The organism is Micromonospora sp. CPM1, from assembly GCF_023896895.1.
Classification (GTDB): Bacteria; Actinomycetota; Actinomycetes; order Mycobacteriales; family Micromonosporaceae; genus Micromonospora; species Micromonospora tulbaghiae.
This window is the reverse complement of the sequence record NZ_JAMHIU010000034.1, coordinates 23409-40682: the sequence shown is the minus strand read 5'-3', so window position 1 is coordinate 40682 and position 17274 is coordinate 23409. Positions and strand designations below refer to the sequence as shown.

At 70.8% G+C, this 17274-nt stretch carries 14 protein-coding genes; all 14 read right to left on the bottom strand.

Annotated elements, in window-relative coordinates:
• Positions 1-185 precede the first annotated feature (185 nt).
• Positions 186-1226 (bottom strand): polyprenyl synthetase family protein, encoded by a 1041-nt coding sequence (locus tag M8C11_RS27925; RefSeq protein ID WP_120572070.1) that lies wholly within the window; start codon positions 1224-1226, stop codon positions 186-188.
• A gap of 89 nt (positions 1227-1315) precedes the next feature.
• Positions 1316-2869 (bottom strand): NADH-quinone oxidoreductase subunit NuoN, encoded by a 1554-nt coding sequence (gene nuoN, locus M8C11_RS27920; protein WP_120572071.1) that lies wholly within the window; start codon positions 2867-2869, stop codon positions 1316-1318.
• Positions 2866-4398, bottom strand: a complete 1533-nt coding sequence (locus M8C11_RS27915) for an NADH-quinone oxidoreductase subunit M (RefSeq protein WP_120572072.1) — start codon at positions 4396-4398, stop codon at positions 2866-2868. Before M8C11_RS27915 ends, nuoN begins: the two co-directional genes overlap by 4 nt.
• Positions 4399-4462: 64 nt before the next feature.
• Positions 4463-6424, bottom strand: a complete 1962-nt coding sequence (gene nuoL / locus M8C11_RS27910; RefSeq protein WP_374669268.1) for an NADH-quinone oxidoreductase subunit L — start codon at positions 6422-6424, stop codon at positions 4463-4465.
• Positions 6425-6431: 7 nt separating this feature from the next.
• Positions 6432-6731 carry an NADH-quinone oxidoreductase subunit NuoK gene (nuoK, locus tag M8C11_RS27905; RefSeq protein ID WP_013283611.1) on the bottom strand — a complete coding sequence of 100 codons (300 nt, stop codon included), beginning with the start codon at positions 6729-6731 and terminating at the stop codon, positions 6432-6434.
• Between the two features lie 55 nt (positions 6732-6786).
• On the bottom strand, positions 6787-7557 hold the full coding sequence (locus M8C11_RS27900) for an NADH-quinone oxidoreductase subunit J (protein ID WP_120572074.1): 771 nt from the start codon (positions 7555-7557) through the stop codon (positions 6787-6789).
• The gene (gene nuoI / locus M8C11_RS27895) at positions 7554-8201 is read right to left on the bottom strand and encodes an NADH-quinone oxidoreductase subunit NuoI (protein ID WP_252454325.1); all 648 of its coding nucleotides are present in this window, start codon (positions 8199-8201) and stop codon (positions 7554-7556) included. Before nuoI ends, M8C11_RS27900 begins: the two co-directional genes overlap by 4 nt.
• Before the next feature lies 1 nt (position 8202).
• Positions 8203-9558: an NADH-quinone oxidoreductase subunit NuoH gene (gene nuoH, locus M8C11_RS27890; RefSeq protein ID WP_013283608.1), complete on the bottom strand. Its 1356-nt coding sequence runs from the start codon at positions 9556-9558 to the stop codon at positions 8203-8205.
• Positions 9555-11996 carry an NADH-quinone oxidoreductase subunit G gene (locus M8C11_RS27885; RefSeq protein ID WP_120572077.1) on the bottom strand — a complete coding sequence of 814 codons (2442 nt, stop codon included), beginning with the start codon at positions 11994-11996 and terminating at the stop codon, positions 9555-9557. Before M8C11_RS27885 ends, nuoH begins: the two co-directional genes overlap by 4 nt.
• Positions 11997-12051: 55 nt before the next feature.
• Positions 12052-13368, bottom strand: a complete 1317-nt coding sequence (nuoF, locus tag M8C11_RS27880) for an NADH-quinone oxidoreductase subunit NuoF (protein ID WP_252454323.1) — start codon at positions 13366-13368, stop codon at positions 12052-12054.
• Positions 13365-14477 (bottom strand): NADH-quinone oxidoreductase subunit NuoE, encoded by a 1113-nt coding sequence (gene nuoE, locus M8C11_RS27875; RefSeq protein ID WP_120572079.1) that lies wholly within the window; start codon positions 14475-14477, stop codon positions 13365-13367. The genes nuoF and nuoE overlap by 4 nt, the downstream gene beginning before the upstream one ends.
• The gene (locus M8C11_RS27870) at positions 14474-15799 is read right to left on the bottom strand and encodes an NADH-quinone oxidoreductase subunit D (protein ID WP_120572080.1); all 1326 of its coding nucleotides are present in this window, start codon (positions 15797-15799) and stop codon (positions 14474-14476) included. The genes nuoE and M8C11_RS27870 overlap by 4 nt, the downstream gene beginning before the upstream one ends.
• A 55-nt stretch (positions 15800-15854) precedes the next feature.
• Positions 15855-16589, bottom strand: coding sequence for an NADH-quinone oxidoreductase subunit C (locus M8C11_RS27865; protein WP_252454321.1), 735 nt, complete (start codon positions 16587-16589; stop codon positions 15855-15857).
• Positions 16586-17266 (bottom strand): NADH-quinone oxidoreductase subunit B family protein, encoded by a 681-nt coding sequence (locus tag M8C11_RS27860; RefSeq protein ID WP_013283602.1) that lies wholly within the window; start codon positions 17264-17266, stop codon positions 16586-16588. Before M8C11_RS27860 ends, M8C11_RS27865 begins: the two co-directional genes overlap by 4 nt.
• Between the last annotated feature and the right edge of the window lie 8 nt (positions 17267-17274).

Here is a 17274-nt window from a genome sequence, read left to right as displayed (position 1 = left end):
CCCACCCCCACCCCCACCTGACCACCGGCCCGGCCCCCCGTCCCGCCCAACCCCTCCCGTCGATCATGAGGTTGGCGGCGCGACACGCCGTCCCCGAGCCCGTCAACCTCATGATCGACGGGGCGCACGGAGCGCTTGGGGCGGCCGGCGCGGCAGGCGGGGTGCGCGGTGGGGTGGGAAGTGGGTCAGCTGGTGCGGTCGGCGATGTAGTCGCAGAGGGACTCCAGCGCGCGACGCGCCGGGCCCTCGGGGAGCGGGGCCAGCCGGGCCCGTGCGTCCTCGGCGTAGCTGCGTACCGTCTCCCGGGCCCGCTTGAGCGCCGGGGACTCCCGCAGCAGGCCCAGCGCCTCGGCGTGCAGCGCGTCGTCCACCAGCGGGCCGGTGGCCAGGATCTCGCGCAGCCGTACGCTCGCCGCGTCCGCGTCGTCGGAGGCCATCGCGTAGAGCACCGGCAGGGTGGGTACGCCCTCGCGCAAGTCGGTGCCGGGCGTCTTGCCGGACTGGACCGACTCGCTGGCGATGTCCAGCAGGTCGTCGGAGAGCTGGAACGCGACGCCGATGATCTCGCCGTACTCGGCCAGGGCCTCGACGTGCTCGGGCGACGCGCCGCCGAACATGCCGCCGAAGCGGGCCGACGTGGCGATCAGCGAGCCGGTCTTCTCGGCGATCACGTGCAGGTAGTGCGCGACCGGGTCGGTGTCGCGCGGGCCGACCGTCTCGGCGATCTGGCCGTGCACCAGGCGGGCGAACGTGCGCGCCTGGAGGCGTACCGCCTCGGGGCCCAGGTCGGCCGCGATGTCCGCGGCCCGGGCGAAGAGGTAGTCGCCGACCAGGATGGCGACCGAGTTGGTCCAGCGGGAGTTGGCGCTCGGGGCGCCACGCCGCACTGCGGCCTCGTCCATCACGTCGTCGTGGTAGAGCGTCGCCAGGTGGGTGAGCTCCATCACCACGGCGGCGGGTACGACCTGGTCGGCGTCCGGGTCGCCGAACTGCGCGCCGAGCGCCACCAGCAGCGGACGGAACCGCTTGCCGCCGGCCTCGACCAGGTGACGGGAAGCCTCGGTCACCAGCGGGTCGGCGCTCGCCACGCTCGCCCGCAGGCTCGCCTCGACCCGGTCGAGCACGCCCAGCACGGAGGCTTCGACGCGCGGGTCGGCGAGGTGCAGGCCGAGCGCGCCGAACTGACCTGAACGCTCGCCAGCCGGGTTCGCCACGTCCTCAACCATGCCACACCCGTTCGACCTGCTCGTCGACGGGGATACGGGCCGAGGGCCGGTACGCCACGGCGTACCGGCCCCCGGTGGGATCACGTCTGTCATCTGACGAATTCGGCGGCACCGGTGGTCAGGTCGAGCAGCGGGCCGGGCACCACGCCGAGGACCAGCGTGGCGAGCACGCCGATGACCAGCGCGGCCGAGGTGAGCGCGCCCGGCACGGTCACCGTCGGGGTGGACTCGCCCGGCTCGGACAGCCACATCATCACCACGACCCGCAGGTACGGGAAGGCCAGCACCATGCTGGTCAGCACGCCGGCGATCACCAGCCACGCCTGGTTCGCCTCCAGGGCCGGGCCGAAGACCGCGAACTTGCTGGTGAAGCCGCTGGTCAGCGGGATACCGGCGAAGGCCAGCAGGATGAACGTGAAGATCGCCGCGAAGAACGGCGAGCGGCGGCCCAGCCCGGCCCAGCGGGACAGGTGGGTGGCCTCCCCGTCGGCGTCGCGCACGAGCGTCACCACGGCGAACGCGGCGAGCACCGAGAAGCCGTACGCGGCCAGGTAGAACATGGTGCCGGAGAGCCCTTCACGGCTCGGCGCCAGCACACCGACGAGCAGGTAACCGGCGTTCGCGATCGACGAGTACGCCAGCAGGCGCTTGATGTCGGTCTGGGTGACCGCCAGCACCGCGCCGACCAGCATGGTCAGCACCGCGATCGCGCCGAGCACCGGGGTGAAGTCCCAGGAGGCCCCGGCGAACGCGACGTGGAAGACGCGCAGCAGAGCCCCGAACGCGGCGACCTTGGTGCAGGCCGCCATGAAGCCGGTGACCGGCGTCGGCGCGCCCTGGTAGACGTCCGGCGTCCAGACGTGGAACGGCGCGGCGGCGGCCTTGAACAGCAGGCCGATGGCGAGCAGCGCCATGCCGGCGAACAGCAGCACCGGGCTGGACGGCGACTCGGTGACCGCGGCGTGCACGGTGGCGAAGTCGACGCCGGCCGCGCGGCCCGGGATGCCGGAGGTGAAGCCGTAGATCAGGGCGACACCGAACAGGAAGAACGCCGAGGCGTACGCGCCGAGCATGAAGTACTTCAGCGCCGCCTCCTGGCTCAGCAGACGCCGGCGGCGGGCCAGCGCGCAGAGCAGGTAGAGCGGCAGCGAGAAGACCTCCAGCGCGACGAACATGGTCAGCAGGTCGTTCGCCGCCACGAAGATCAGCATGCCGCCGATCGCGAACGACATCAGCGGGTAGACCTCCGTGGCGCCACCGACGCCCTCGGCCTGCCGCCGGTCCTCCGCCGACTCGGCGGTGACAGCGGCGTGCGCCACGAACGCGCCGCCCCGCTCGACGGTGCGCTCGCCGACGAGCAGCAGCGCCATCACGGCGAGCACCAGGATGGCGCCCTGCAGGAACAGCGTCGGGCCGTCGATCGCGATGGCGCCGCCGATGGTGATCAGCCGGTCGTCGGCGTTCAGGATCACCATGACGATCGCGGCGAGCATCGCCACCAGGGCGAGCCCGAGCTGCACCGCGTTACGCAGGCGGCGCGGTACGAACGCCTCGACCAGGACCCCGAGCAGCGCCGCGCCCAGCATGATCAGGATCGGAGCGAGCGCCCCGTAGTCGATCGACGGCAGCCTCAGTTCACTCACTTCGCAGCCTCCTGGACGCTGCCGACCTCAGGGGCGGGATCGGACTTGCCGACGTCCTGCATGGTCGCCTGGACGGCGGGGTTGATGACATCGGTGACCGGCTTGGGATAGAAGCCGAGCAGCACGATCAGCGCGATCAGCGGCGCGACGACCACCTTCTCGCGCAGGGTGAGGTCGCGGCGCATGCCCTCGACCTCGGTCAGCGCCGGGTTCAGCGTGCCCTGCGTGGTGCGCTGCACCATCCACAGCACGTACGCCGCCGCCAGGATGATGCCGAGCGTGGCGATCACCGCGACCGGCTTGTTGACGGTGAACGTGCCGATCAGCACCAGGAACTCGGAGACGAACGGCGCGGTACCGGGCAGCGCGAGCGAGGCGAGACCGGCGAAGAAGAGCACACCGGCCAGCACCGGCACCAGCTTGCCGGCGCCGCCGAAGTCGCTGATCAGCGCCGAGCCGCGCCGGGCGATCAGCATGCCGACCACCAGGAACAGCAGGCCGGTGGCCAGTCCGTGGTTGAGCATGTAGAGCACCGCGCCGGTGCCGGCCTGGGTGGTGAACGCGAAGATGCCGACGCCGATGAACCCGAAGTGCGCGATCGAGGTGTACGACACCAGCCGCTTCAGGTCGTTCTGGCCGACCGCCAGCAGCGCCGCGTAGATGATGCCGATGACGCCCAGCGCGAGCGCCCACGGGGCGAACCACCGCGACGCCTCCGGGAACAGCGGGAGGCAGTAGCGCAGGATGCCGAACGTGCCGACCTTGTCCAGCACGCCGACCAGCAGCGCGGCGGCACCGGCCGGAGCCGCGCCACCGGCGTCCGGCAGCCAGGTGTGGAACGGGAAGAACGGCGCCTTGATCGCGAAGGCGACGAAGAAGCCGAGGAACAGCCAGCGGGCCGTGTCGGTGGCGAACTCGGCCTGGCTCAGCGCCTGCCAGTCGAAGGTCTTCCCGCCGACCACCCAGAGGCCGATCACCGCGGCCAGCATGAACAGACCGCCGACCAGCGAGTAGAGGAAGAACTTCACCGCCGCGTACTGCCGCTGGTGGCCGCCGTAGCTGCCGATCAGGAAGTACATCGGCACCAGCATGACCTCGAAGAACACGTAGAACAGGAAGACGTCGGCGGCGGCGAAGACGCCGATCATCGTGCACTCGAGGACGAGCAGCAGCGCGAAGTACGCGGGCACCGAGCGCTTCGACGCCTCGGCGTCGTGCCAGGACGCCAGGATCACCAGCGGCACCAGGATCGCGATCAGCATCAGCATGACCAGCGCGATGCCGTCCACCTCGAAGGTGAAGCTCACACCCCAGTTCGGGATCCACGGGTACGACTCGCGGAACTGGAACCGGTCACCGCCGGCGGAGAAGGCGAACCACATCACCACCGACAGCACCAGCACCAGCAGCGACCAGCCGAACGCGACCAGCTTGGCCAGGTCCGGGCGGCTGCGGGGCAGCAGTGCCACCACCAGGGCGCCGACCAGCGGCGCCACGGTCAGCACCGAGAGGAACGGGAAGTTGGACATTATTCGGCCTTACCTCCGTCGTGACTGCGTGGCCCGCCGGCGGGGGCGGCCGCGTTGAGGTCGATCACGCCAGCCACCCCGCCTGCACCGCCAGGAACGCCGCCACAACGAGCAGCGCGCCGGTCAGGATCGAGGTCGCGTACGACCGCACGAAGCCGGTCTGGAGGCGCCGGAGCCGGCCCGAGCCCCCGCCCACGGCGGCGGCCAGGCCGTTGACCAGCCCGTCGACGCCCCGGTTGTCGAGGAACACCAGCGCCCGGGTGAGGAAGATGCCCGGCTTCTCGAAGACCGCCTCGTTGAAGGCGTCCGTGTAGAGGTTCCGGCGCGCGGCGGTTACCACCACGCCGACCGGCTGCGGCTCGGTGGCCGTACCGGAGCGGAACAGGAACCAGGCCAGCCCGGCGCCCAGCACGGTGACCAGCAGCGACAGCGCGGTGAGCAGCCAGTGCGCCAGCACCGGCGCGTGCTCCCCGCTCTCGGCGCCGAGCCCGTTGGTGGCGGTGAGCCAGTCCGGCACGGAGGTGGCGAGCAGGAAGCCCGCGCCGACCGAGCCGATCGCCAGCAGGATCAGCGGAACGGTCATCAGCTTCGGCGACTCGTGCGGGTGCTCGATGTCCTCGGTCCAGCGCTTCGGGCCGTGGAACGTGAGCACGAACAGCCGCGTCATGTAGAACGCGGTGAGCCCGGCGCCGAGCAGCGCGGCCATGCCGAACAGCCAGGCCGTCCAGCCCTCCCGCTCGAACGCGGCCACGATGATCGGCTCCTTGGAGAAGTAGCCGGAGAACGGGAACATGCCGATGATGGCGAGCCAGCCCATCATGAACGTCAGCCAGGTGACCTTCATGTACTTGGACAGCCCGCCGAAGCGGCGGATGTCCACCTGGTCGTTCATGCCGTGCATGACCGAACCGGCGCCGAGGAACATGTTGGCCTTGAAGAAGCCGTGCGCCAGCAGGTGCACGATGGCCAGCGCGTACGCGGCGCCGCCGAGGCCGACGCCCAGGAACATGTAGCCGATCTGGCTCACCGTCGACCAGGCCAGCACGCGCTTGATGTCGTCCTTGGCCGCGCCGATGATGCAGCCCATCAGCAGCGTGAGCGCGCCGACGCTGACCACCACGAGCTGGAGCGTCTCGTTGGCCGAGAAGATCGCGTTGGAGCGGGCGATCAGGTAGACGCCCGCGGTGACCATGGTGGCCGCGTGGATGAGCGCGGACACCGGGGTCGGGCCCTCCATCGCGTCCGGCAACCACGCCTGGAGCGGGAACTGGCCGGACTTGCCGGCCGCGCCGAGCAGGAGCAGCAGGCCGAGCACCAGCACGGTGGTCGAGGTCAGCGAGCCGACCCCGTTGAACACCTCGTCGTACTGGGTGGTGCCGAGCATGGCGAACATGATGAAGATGCCGATGGCCAGGCCGGCGTCGCCGACCCGGTTCATCAGGAACGCCTTCTTGCCGGCGGTGGCCGCGCTGGGCCGGCCGTACCAGAAGGAGATCAGCAGGTACGACGCCAGGCCGACGCCCTCCCAGCCGAAGTAGAGCATCACGTAGTTGTTGCCGAGCACCAGCAGGAGCATGGCGGCGACGAACAGGTTGAAGTACGCGAAGAACAGCCGCCGGCCCGCGTCGTGCGCCATGTACTCCACGGCGTAGAGGTGGATCAGGAAGCCCACCCCGGTGATCAGCAGGACGAAGACCGCGGCCAGCGGGTCGAAGAGCAGACCGAAGTCCACCTTCAGGTTGCCGACCGCCATGAAGTCCCAGAGGCTCAGCTCGACCTGCTTGTTATCCAGCCCGCGGAGCTGGAAGAAGTAGGTGAGCCCGAGCACGAAGGCGGCGCCGATGGCGCCCACGCCCAGCCAGTGGCCCCAGCGGTCGGCCCGCCTGCCGAGCAGCAGCAGGATCGCCGCGCTGACCAGCGGGATCGCCACCAGCAGCCAGACACTGCCCAGCATCCCGTCCGCCGTGGCGAAGGTGACGGCTTCGGCTGGCTCAGACTGGGCGATCGTCAGAATCTGTTCCACCACGAGCCCCTCAGTACTTCAGCAGGTTGGCGTCGTCGACGCTGGCCGAGCGCCGGGTCCGGAAGATCGCCATGATGATCGCGAGCCCGACCACGACCTCGGCCGCCGCCACCACCATCACGAAGAACGCCATGATCTGGCCGTTCAGGTCGCCGTTGATCCGGCTGAACGTGACCAGGGTCAGGTTGGCCGCGTTGAGCATCAGCTCGATGCACATGAACAGCACGATCGCGTTGCGCCGGACCAGCACGCCCACGGCGCCGATGGTGAACAGCACCGCCGCGAGGATGAGGTAGTAGTCCGGGGTCACCGTGCCAGCCTTTCGTTCGCGACTGCGGGGCTCCGCTTCGCTGCACTCCTCGCGCTCACCGATCAGTCCCCTTCGGTGCGGTCTCCTCGGCCGTCAGCTCGCGCACCGGCATGATCTCCGGGATGCTGCGGTCGGTCAGCCGGCCGTCGGGCAGACGGGCCGGGGTGGCCACCGAGGAGGACGTGGCGTAGACACCCGGGCCGGGCTTCGGTCCGGGGTAGTTGCCGGGGCGGAACCGCGCCTTCATGGTGGCGATCTGGTCCATCCGGTCCGCCTTGCGCCGCTCCACGTGCGCCAGCACCATCGCGCCGACGGCGGCGGTGATCAGCAGCGCCGAGGTCAGCTCGAAGGCGAAGACGTACTTGGTGAACAGCAGCCGGGCGATGCCCTGGACGTTGCCCTCGCCGTTGGCCTGGTCGAGCCCGACCGCCTGGACGCCGTCGAGCGCGCGGTAGAGGCCGGTGCCCACCAGGCCGGCGAAGCCGAGCCCGAGGACCACGGCGGCGACCCGCTGGCCGCGCAGCGTCTCGATGAGCGAGTCGGACGCGTCCCGGCCGACCAGCATCAGCACGAACAGGAACAGCATCATGATCGCGCCGGTGTAGACGATGATCTGCACCATGCCGATGAACGGCCCGGCCTGGAGCACGTAGAACACGCCCAGGCAGAGCATGGTCAGCACCAGCCAGAGCGCGGAGTGGACCGCGTTGCGGGCCCACACCATGCCGACCGCCCCGAGCAGGGCCAGCGGGGCGAGGATCCAGAAGGTGACCTCCTCACCCCCGGACACCTGTCCCGCCGCGGCGAGCACCGTTGCCGAGGTCATGCCTTGCCTCCCTTGCCCGCCGCGGCGGCGGACCGCTGCTCGGCCTGCTCGGCGCCGGGGAAGGTCACGCCCGGGTGCTCCTCCACGTGGTACCCGCCGGGGCCCATCGGCGAGCGCTCGGCGCCGGCCGAGGTGCCCGGGTTGGTGAGCGCGCCGACGTAGTAGTCCTTCTCGCTGTCGCCCAGCCGCATCGGGTGCGGCGGCTGCTCCATGCCTTCGAGCAGCGGCGCGAGCAGCTGCTCCTTGGTGAAGATCAGGTCCTGCCGGTTGTCCCGGGCCAGCTCGTACTCGTTGCTCATGGTGAGCGAACGGGTCGGGCAGGCCTCGATGCACAGCCCGCAGAAGATGCACCGGGCATAGTTGATCTGGTAGGTGCTGGCGTACCGCTCACCCGGGGAGAAGCGCTGCTCCTCGGTGTTGTCGCCACCCTCCACGTAGATCGCGTCGGCCGGGCAGGCCCAGGCGCACAGCTCGCAGCCGATGCACTTCTCCAGCCCGTCCGGGTGCCGGTTGAGGATGTGCCGCCCGTGGTAGCGCGGCGCCGAGACCGGCGGCTTGAACGGGTAGTCGGTGGTGACGACCTTCTTGAACATGTGCGAGAAGGTGACACCGAAGCCCTTGAACGTTCCGGTGATCGCGCCCACGTCACACCTCCCTGGAGTCCGGGCCGGCGACCACGTTGGCCGGCTCCCGCTCGGCGAGCACGCGCTTCGTACGCGGGCTCGGCGGAACCTGAAGATCCATCGGCGGCAGCGGGAAGCTGCCGTACGGCCGGGTGTCCGCCTGCTCCTGGAGCGACGGCTTCGGCTCCTTCTTCCGCGACGGCCAGAAGAGCGTGGCCAGCAGCAGCACGCCCGCGCCGACGGCGGTGACGAGCAGCCGGTCCCGGGTCTGCCAGTCCTCGATCGAGCGCAGCCCGGCGAGCACCATGATCCAGACCAGGTTCAGCGGCAGCAGCACCTTCCAGCCGAACCGCATGAACTGGTCGTAGCGGAGCCGGGGCAGCGTGCCGCGCAGCCAGACGAAGACGAACACCAGCATGATGACCTTGCCGAAGAACCACAGCATCGGCCACCAGCCCTCGTTGGCGCCCGACCAGATCGTGATCGGCCACGGGGCGTGCCAGCCGCCGAGGAACAGCGTCACGGTGAACGCCGACATGGTCACCATCGCGACGTACTCGCTGAGCATGAACAGCGCGAACTTCAGCGAGCTGTACTCGGTCTGGAAACCGGCCACCAGCTCCGACTCCGCCTCGGGCAGGTCGAACGGCGCCCGGTTCGTCTCACCGACGATGGCGATGAAGAACATGATGAAGCTGGGCAGCAGCAGGATCGCGTACCAGCCGGGGGCGGCGAGGTCGAAGCCGCCGATGCTCAGCCGGGTGCCGTCGCCCTGCGCGGCGACGATCCCGCTCGTCGACATGGTGCCCGCAGTCATGAACACCGCGACCACGCTCAGGCCCATGGTGACCTCGTACGAGACCAGCTGGGCCGCCGAGCGCAGACCGCCGAGCAGCGGGTAGGTGGAGCCGCTGGCCCAGCCGCCGAGCACGATGCCGTACACGGCGAGCGAGGAGAAGGCCAGCACCACCAGCACCGCCACCGACACGTCGGTGACCTGGAGCGGCGTGCGGTGCCCGAAGATGCTCACCATCGGCCCGAACGGGATCACCGACAGCGCGGTGACCGCGCAGACCACCGAGATCACCGGGGCGAAGAAGTAGACGACCTTGTCGGCCTTGCGCGGGAGGATGTCCTCCTTGAAGGCCAGCTTCACGCCGTCGGCGAGCGTCTGGAGCAGACCGAACGGGCCGGCCTGGTTGGGGCCGGGCCGCACCGCCATGCGGCCGACGACCCGGCGCTCGAACCAGACGCCGAGCAGCGTGGCGGCGACGGCGACGACGAACGCGAACAGGATCTTGCCGAGGACCAGCCACCACGGGTCCTTGCCGAAGTCGGCAAGCGTCGGGTCCTGCGCCGCGAGGATGACGGGGTTCACTGCACCCACCTTTCGTTCCCGACTGCGGAGACGCTCACCACGTCACCGGACGTCGCGCCGAGGCCGCGCCGCACGGTGGAGCCGGGTGAGTTGGTCGGCAGCCAGACGACGCCGTCGGGCATCTCGGTGATCGCCGCCGGCAGCGTGATCGCGCCGCGGTCGGTGCCCACCGTGACCGGGTCACCGTCGGCGACGCCCAGCGCCTCGGCGGTGCCCTTGCCCAGCCGGACCACCGGCGGGCGGGCGGTGCCGGCGAGGTGCTCGTCGCCGTCGGTGAGGCTGCCCAGGTCGATCAGCTGGTGCCAGGTGGCGAGCACCGCCTCGCCCGGTCCCGGCTGCCGCACGGCGGCCGGCTCGACCGAGGGCGCCGACGGCCGCTCGACCCGGGTGCGCGGCAGCGCGCCCAGCTCGCGGCGGATGGCTGGCACGTCGCCGGTGCCGAGCCGCACGTCGAGCTGCGCGGCGAGCGCGTCGAGGATGCGGGCGTCGGTCATCGCGCCGGTGTCCAGCACCTTCTCGAACGTGCGCAGCCGGCCCTCCCAGTCCAGGAAGCTACCGGCCTTCTCGACCACCGGCGCGACCGGCAGGACCACGTCGGCGCGGCGGGACACCGCGCTCATCCGCAGTTCCAGGCTGACCAGGAACGGCACCGCGTCCAGTGCGGACTCGGCCAGGCGCGGGTCGGCCAGGTCGGCCGGGTCGACGCCGGCCACCACCAGGGCGCCCAGCTTGCCGTTCGCGGCGGCGGTGAGGATGCCGTCGGTGTCGCGGCCGGCCTGGCTGGGGATCACCCCGGCCGGGATGTCCCACGCCTCGCCCAGCTCCGCGCGCGCGGCCGGCTCGGTGACGACCCGGCCGCCGGGGAGCAGGTTGGGCAGGCAGCCCGCGTCGACGGCGCCGCGGTCACCCGCGCGCCGCGGCACCCAGACCAGCCGGGCACCGGTACGCCGGGCGACGTCCGCCGCCGCCGACAGGCCGCCCGGCACCTCGGCCAGGCGCTCGCCGACGATCAGGATCGCGCCGGGCCGGCCCAGCGCCTCGGCCACCGTGGCGTGCTCGGCCAGCACGCCGGCTTCCTCGCCGGGCACCACCCGGGCGAGCTTCGCCCCGAGCTTCTCCAGGCCGCGGGTCGCGAACGGCGCGATCGCGTACACCGTGAGCTTCTTCTTCAGGTACGCCTTGCGCAGCCGCAGGAAGAGGATCGGGCACTCCTCCTCCGGCTCCAGGCCGACCAGCACCACGGCGGGCGCGTTCTCCACGTCCGTGTAGGTCACGTCGGTGACCCCGGCGACGCTGCTGGCCAGGAAGTCGGCCTCCTCGCGGGAGACCGGGCGGGCCCGGAAGTCGATGTCGTTGGTGTGCAGCGCGATGCGGGCGAACTTCGCGTACGCGTAGGCGTCCTCGACGGTGAGCCGGCCGCCGGTCAGCACCGCCGTGCCGGTCGCGCCGTCGCGGGCCGCGCGCAGCCCCTCGGCGGCCCGGGTGAGCGCCTCGCTCCAGGACGCCTCGCGCAGCTCACCGGTCTTCTCGTCGCGCACCATCGGGGTGCTGATCCGGTCGAACGCGCGGGTGTACTGGAAGCCCCAGCGGCCCTTGTCGCAGTTCCACTCCTCGTTCACCGCCGGGTCGTCGCCGGCCAGCCGGCGCAGGACCTTGCCGCGCCGCCAGTCGGTGCGCTGGGCGCAGCCGGCCGAGCAGTGCTCGCAGACGCTGGGCGTGGAGACCAGGTCGAACGGGCGGGCCCGGAACCGGTACTGGGAACCGGTCAGCGCGCCCACCGGGCAGATCTGCACGGTGTTGCCGGAGAAGTACGAGTTGAACGGGACGTCACCGGCGTCGCCGTCCTCGCCGTACTCCTCGTCCCGGTAGATGTTGATCTCCTCGTGCGAGGAGCGTCCCATCAGGTCGATGAACTTGTCCCCGGCGATCTCCTCGGAGAACCGGGTGCACCGCTGGCAGAGCACGCAGCGCTCGCGGTCGAGCAGCACCTGGGTGCTGATCGGCAGCGGCTTCGGGTACTCCCGCTTGTGCTCGTGGAACCGCGAGTCCGTCCGGCCGGTGGACATCGCCTGGTTCTGCAGCGGGCACTCGCCGCCCTTGTCGCACATCGGGCAGTCCAGGGGGTGGTTGAGGAGCAGCAGCTCCATCACCCCCTCCTGGGCCTTCTTGGCGACCGGGGAGGTGAGCTGCGTCCGCACCACCATGCCGTCGGCGACGGTCTGCGTGCAGGAGGCGACCGGCTTGCGCTGGCCCTCCACCTCCACCAGGCACTGCCGGCAGGCGCCGGCCGGGGCCAGCAGCGGGTGGTCGCAGAAGCGCGGGATCTCGGTGCCGAGCTGCTCGGCGACGCGGATCAGCAGCGCGCCCTTCGGCGCGGTGACCTCGACGCCGTCGATGGTCAGCGTGACGGTCTCGGTCTGCTTGGCTACGTCGGTCATCAGCGCCGCCTTCCATTCGCGACTGCGGGACTCGCAAGCTCGTTCCTCGCGCTCATCAGTGAGCTCCCACCAGCTGCTTGTCCGACAGCTTCGGCGCGGTACGTCCCTCGATGTAGTCGAGGTAGTCCTGCTTGAAGTACTTCAGCGACGAGGTCACCGAGCTGGTCGCGCCGTCACCCAGACCGCAGAACGAGCGGCCGAGGATGTTGTCGCAGGTGTCGAGCAGGGTGTCCAGGTCCTCGTGGGTGCCCTGGCCGGCCAGGATGCGCCGGTAGACCCGGACCATCCAGTAGTTGCCCTCCCGGCACGGGGTGCACTTGCCGCACGACTCGTGGTGGTAGAACTCCAGCCACCGGTAGGTCGCGTACACCGGGCAGTCCTGGTCGGAGAAGATCTGCGTGGCGGTGGTGCCCAGGATCGAGCCGGCCGCCGCCACCCCCTCGAAGTCCAGCGGCACGTCCAGGTGCTCGGCGGTCAGCAGCGGCGTCGACGAGCCACCCGGGGTCCAGAACTTCAGGTTGTGCCCGGGCTTCATGCCGCCGGCCAGCTCGATCAGCTCGCGCAGCGTGATGCCCATCGAGCACTCGTACTGGCCCGGGTTGGCGATCCGGCCGGACAGCGAGTAGATCATCGGGCCGGACGACTTCTCCGTGCCCATCGTCTTCCACCAGTCCGCGCCACCGAGCACGATGTACGGCACGCTGGCGATGGTGCCGACGTTGTTGACCACTGTCGGGCTGGCGTACAGGCCGTGGGTCGCCGGGAACGGCGGGCGCAGCCGGGGCTGGCCGCGGAAGCCCTCCAGCGAGTCCAGCAGCGCGGTCTCCTCACCGCAGATGTACGCCCCGGCGCCCGAGTGCACCACCAGGTCCAGGTCGAAGCCCGAACCGAGGACGTTGCGGCCGAGATAACCCTTGGCGTACGCCTCGTCGACCGCGCTGCGCAGCCGCCGGGCGGCGTGCACGGCCTCACCGCGGATGTAGATGTACGCCCGGTTGGCCCGGATCGCGTACGAGGCGATGATGACGCCCTCGACCAGCGAGTGCGGGTCGTGGGTCATCAGCGGCAGGTCCTTGCAGGTGCCCGGCTCGCCCTCGTCGGCGTTCACCACGAGGTAGTGCGGCTTGCCGTCGCCCTGCGGGATGAACCCCCACTTGAGACCGGTCGGGAAGCCCGCGCCGCCCCGGCCGCGCAGTCCGGAGTCCTTGATCAGCTGGATCAGGTCGTCCGGGTGCGCCTTGAGCGCCTTGCGCAGGGCGGCGTAGCCGTCCAGCTTCTCGTAGGTGCCGAGCCGCCACGCGTCCGGCGAGAGCCAGCGCTTGGTGAGCACCGGCGTGAGCTTGGCCAGCGTCTCCGGCCGAGGAGTGGTCACTTCCGGACCCCCGTTCCGCTCGCGTCCGCCGGGTCGCCGCCGTCCGCGCCCGTACCGGATTCCGCTTCCTTGAGGTTGCGCTCCTGCGCGCCGGCCGCATCGCCGGCGGGCTTGCCGTCGCCGGCCGGCGGGTTCGCCGCCGCGCCGGCCGCCTCGGCCGCCCGCGCGTCGCGCGGCGCCGGGGCCGGGCCGTCCACCGGCATCTTCGTGCCGGGCGCGTCGGGCACCGGGGTGCTCGCGTCCGGCTGCCGGGTCTCGGCGGTACGCACCTGCGGCGACTTGGCGTCCGGCGCCTTCACGTCCGGCGCGGTGCTGCCGGTGGCCGCCTCCGGCTTGGCCGGCTCGACTGCCTTGGCCGGCTCGGGTGCGGGGGCCGGCTTCGCGGCCTCGGCCTTCGCCTTCTCCTCGGCGGCGGCCCGGTCGGCCTCGGCCTTGCTGCGGATCGGCGTCTTCGGGTCGAAGCCCGGCACCGAGACGCCGTGCTGCTCGGCCAGGCGCAGGCCGCGCAGGCTGGGCTCGCCCGGCCCGCCGTCGGCCACCGCGCCGTCGCGCTCGTCGGCGAAACCGGCGAGCTGGACCGCCATCTCCTTGAGCGTGCAGAGCCGCGCCCCGCGGGTCGGCATCGGCCGGCCGCCGGCGCGCAGCTCCTCGACCACGTCGAGCGCGGCCTGCGGCTCCACGTTGTCGAAGAAGTCGTAGTTGACGGTCATCACCGGGCCGTAGTCGCACGCCGCCAGGCACTCGGCGTGCTCCAGGGTGATCTTCCCGTCGGCGGTGGTCTCCTCGTGCCCGACGCCGAGGTGCTCGGCGAGGGTGTCGTAGACCTTCTGCCCGCCGAGCACGTCGCACATCGTGTTGGTGCAGACGCTCACCAGGTAGTCACCGGTGGGCTTGCGCTTGTACATGGTGTAGAAGGTGGCGACGGCGCCGACCTGGGCCTTGTTCAGCCCGAGCACCTCGGCGCAGAACTCGACACCGGCCGGGGAGACGTAGCCCTCCTCGGACTGGACCAGGTGCAGCAGCGGCAGCAGCGCCGAGCGGGACCGGTCCGCCGGGTACCGGGCGATGATCTCCCGCGCCCGGACGCGAGTCGTTTCGGAAAAGCTCATCGGTCACAACCACCCATCACGGGGTCCAGCGAGGCGCCGCCGGCGATCACGTCGGCGATCAGGCCGCCCTCGGCCATCGCCGGGAGGGCCTGGAGGTTGACGAAGCTCGGTTCCCGGTAGTGCACCCGGTAGGGCCGGGTGCCGCCGTCGGACACCGCGTGCACGCCCAGCTCGCCGCGGGGTGACTCGATGCCGACGTACACCTGGCCCGGCGGAACCCGGAAGCCTTCGGTGACGAGCTTGAAGTGGTGGATCAGCGACTCCATCGACTGACCCATGATCTTGGCGACGTGCTCCAGCGAGTTGCCCATGCCGTCCACGCCGATGGCGAGCTGCGCCGGCCAGGCGATCTTCTTGTCGGAGACCATCACCGGGCCGGGCTTCAGGCGGTCCAGCGCCTGCTCGATCAGTTTCAGCGACTCGCGGATCTCCGCCACCCGCACCAGGTAGCGGCCCCACACGTCACCGTCGGTGTGCGTCGGCACGTCGAACTCGTACGTCTCGTAACCGCAGTACGGCATCGTCTTGCGCAGGTCCCAGGCGAGGCCCGCGGACCGCAGCACCGGGCCGGTGACGCCGAGCGCCATGCAGGCGGTCACGTCGAGCACCGCCACGTGCTGCGTACGCTCCAGCCAGATCGGCTGGCCCGACAGCAGGTTCTCGTACTCCTTGAGCCGCTTCGGCATCAGCTGGAGGAAGTCGCGGATCTTGCGGATCGCGTCGTCCGGCACGTCCTGCGCCACGCCGCCCGGCCGCACGTACGCGTGGTTCATCCGCAGGCCGGTGATGGTCTCGAAGATGTCGAGGACGTACTCCCGCTCGCGGAAGCCGTACAGCATCATGTTGATCGCGCCCAGCTCCATGGCGGTGGTCGCCAGCCAGACCAGGTGCGACGAGACGCGGTTGAGCTCCATCATCAGCACTCGGATGGTGGTGGCCCGCTCGGTGATGTCGTCGGTGATGCCGAGCAGCTTCTCCACCGCGAGCGCGTACGCCGTCTCGTTGAACAGCGGCGAGAGGTAGTCCATCCGGGTCACGAACGTCGAGCCCTGGACCCAGTTGCGGTACTCCAGGTTCTTCTCGATGCCGGTGTGCAGGTAGCCGACGACCGAGCGGGCCTCGCGGACCGTCTCGCCCTCCAGCTCCAGGACCAGCCGGAGCACGCCGTGGGTGGACGGGTGCTGCGGACCCATGTTGACGACGATCCGCTCGTCGTTGATCGGGTCCGTGCCGGAGACGACCTCGTCCCAGTCCCCGCCGGTGACGGTGAAGACCTTGCCCTCGGTCGTCTCGCGCTCGGTCGCGTAGTTCGACGTGGTCACAGTGCCAACCCTCCGTTCGCGACTGCGGGGCTCCGCTTCGCTGCACTCCTCGCGCTCACTGGTACGACCGCCGCTTGTCCGGCGGGGGGATCTCCGCACCCTTGTACTCGACGGGGACGCCGCCCAGCGGGTAGTCCTTGCGCTGCGGGTGCCCCTCCCAGTCGTCCGGCATGAGGATCCGGGTCAGGGCGGGGTGGCCGTCGAAGACGACGCCGAACATGTCGTACGTCTCCCGCTCCTGCCAGTCGGCGGTCGGGTAGACGGCGGTGACGCTCGGGACGTGCGGCTCCTCGGCGGAGACCGCCACCTCCAGCCGGACCATGCGCCGGTAGGTCATCGAGGTGAGCTGGTAGACCACGTGCAGGCGGCGCTCCGCGCCCAGGTAGTCCACCCCGGACACCGACGAGAGCAGCTCGAAGCGCAGCGCGAGGTCGTCGCGCATCACCTGGCAGACCTCGGCGATCCGCTCCGGGCGGACGTGCAGGGTCAGCTCGCCCCGGTCGACCACGACCTTCTCGATCGCGTCGCCGAAGTCCGGGTACGCCTCCTCCAGCGCGTCCCGCACCTCGTCGAAGTAGCTCCCGTACGGCCGGGCCGCCTCCTCGATCGGCTTGCGCTGGCGGACCAGGCCGCCGTAGCCGGAGACGTCACCGGTGCCCTGGTTGCCGAACATGCCCCGGCCGGCCGGGCTGGCCGGCGGGTACTCCGCCGGGGCGGTGGAGCTGGCACCGGCCGGGGTGGTGGGTACCGGCACCCCGCCGTCGTTGTTCTTGTCGTTCGGTGCGGTCATTTCGGGCCCCTATGCGACGCCTGAAGGTGGTTCTGCGCCTTCATCCAGTTCTCGATCCGAAGCTGCTCCTCGCGCCCCTCGCGGACGGCCTTCGTCCACTCGGCACGGCGGGCCTTGTCGCTGCGGTACGACGAGGGCATCGAGCCGTACGGCACCACCGGCACGTCACCGCGCGCCTGGCGGGCCTCCAGCATCTTGCGGCCGTTCGGGCCCAGCGGCTCGTGCATGATCTTCTCGCGCAGCTTGAGCACCGCGTCGATGAGCATCTCCGGCCGGGGCGGGCAGCCGGGGAGGTACATGTCGACCGGGACGACGTGGTCGACGCCCTGCACGATGGCGTAGTTGTTGAACATGCCGCCGCTGCTGGCGCAGACGCCCATCGAGATGACCCAGCGGGGCTCGGCCATCTGGTCGTAGATCTGGCGCAGGACCGGGGCCATCTTCTGGCTCACCCGGCCGGCCACGATCATCAGGTCCGCCTGGCGGGGCGAGGCGCGGAAGACCTCCATGCCCCAGCGGCCCATGTCGTAGTGCGGGCCGCCCGCCGCCATCATCTCGATGGCGCAGCAGGCCAGACCGAACGTGGCGCCCCAGACCGAGGTCTTCCGCGTCCAGTTGACCAGCTTCTCGACGCTGGTGAGCAGGACGCCGGAGGGGAGCTTCTCCTCGATGCCCATCTGCTACC

Excerpts from the sequence above, each read along its gene's own strand:
- M8C11_RS27925 (WP_120572070.1), bottom strand. The coding sequence starts at position 1,226 with ATGGTTGAGGACGTGGCGAACCCGGCTGGCGAGCGTTCAGGTCAGTTC.
- M8C11_RS27915 (WP_120572072.1), bottom strand. The coding sequence starts at position 4,398 with ATGTCCAACTTCCCGTTCCTCTCGGTGCTGACCGTGGCGCCGCTGGTC.
- M8C11_RS27900 (WP_120572074.1), bottom strand. The coding sequence starts at position 7,557 with ATGACCTCGGCAACGGTGCTCGCCGCGGCGGGACAGGTGTCCGGGGGT.
- M8C11_RS27885 (WP_120572077.1), bottom strand. The coding sequence starts at position 11,996 with ATGACCGACGTAGCCAAGCAGACCGAGACCGTCACGCTGACCATCGAC.
- nuoE (WP_120572079.1), bottom strand. The coding sequence starts at position 14,477 with ATGAGCTTTTCCGAAACGACTCGCGTCCGGGCGCGGGAGATCATCGCC.
- M8C11_RS27865 (WP_252454321.1), bottom strand. The coding sequence starts at position 16,589 with ATGACCGCACCGAACGACAAGAACAACGACGGCGGGGTGCCGGTACCC.
- M8C11_RS27860 (WP_013283602.1), bottom strand. The coding sequence starts at position 17,266 with ATGGGCATCGAGGAGAAGCTCCCCTCCGGCGTCCTGCTCACCAGCGTC.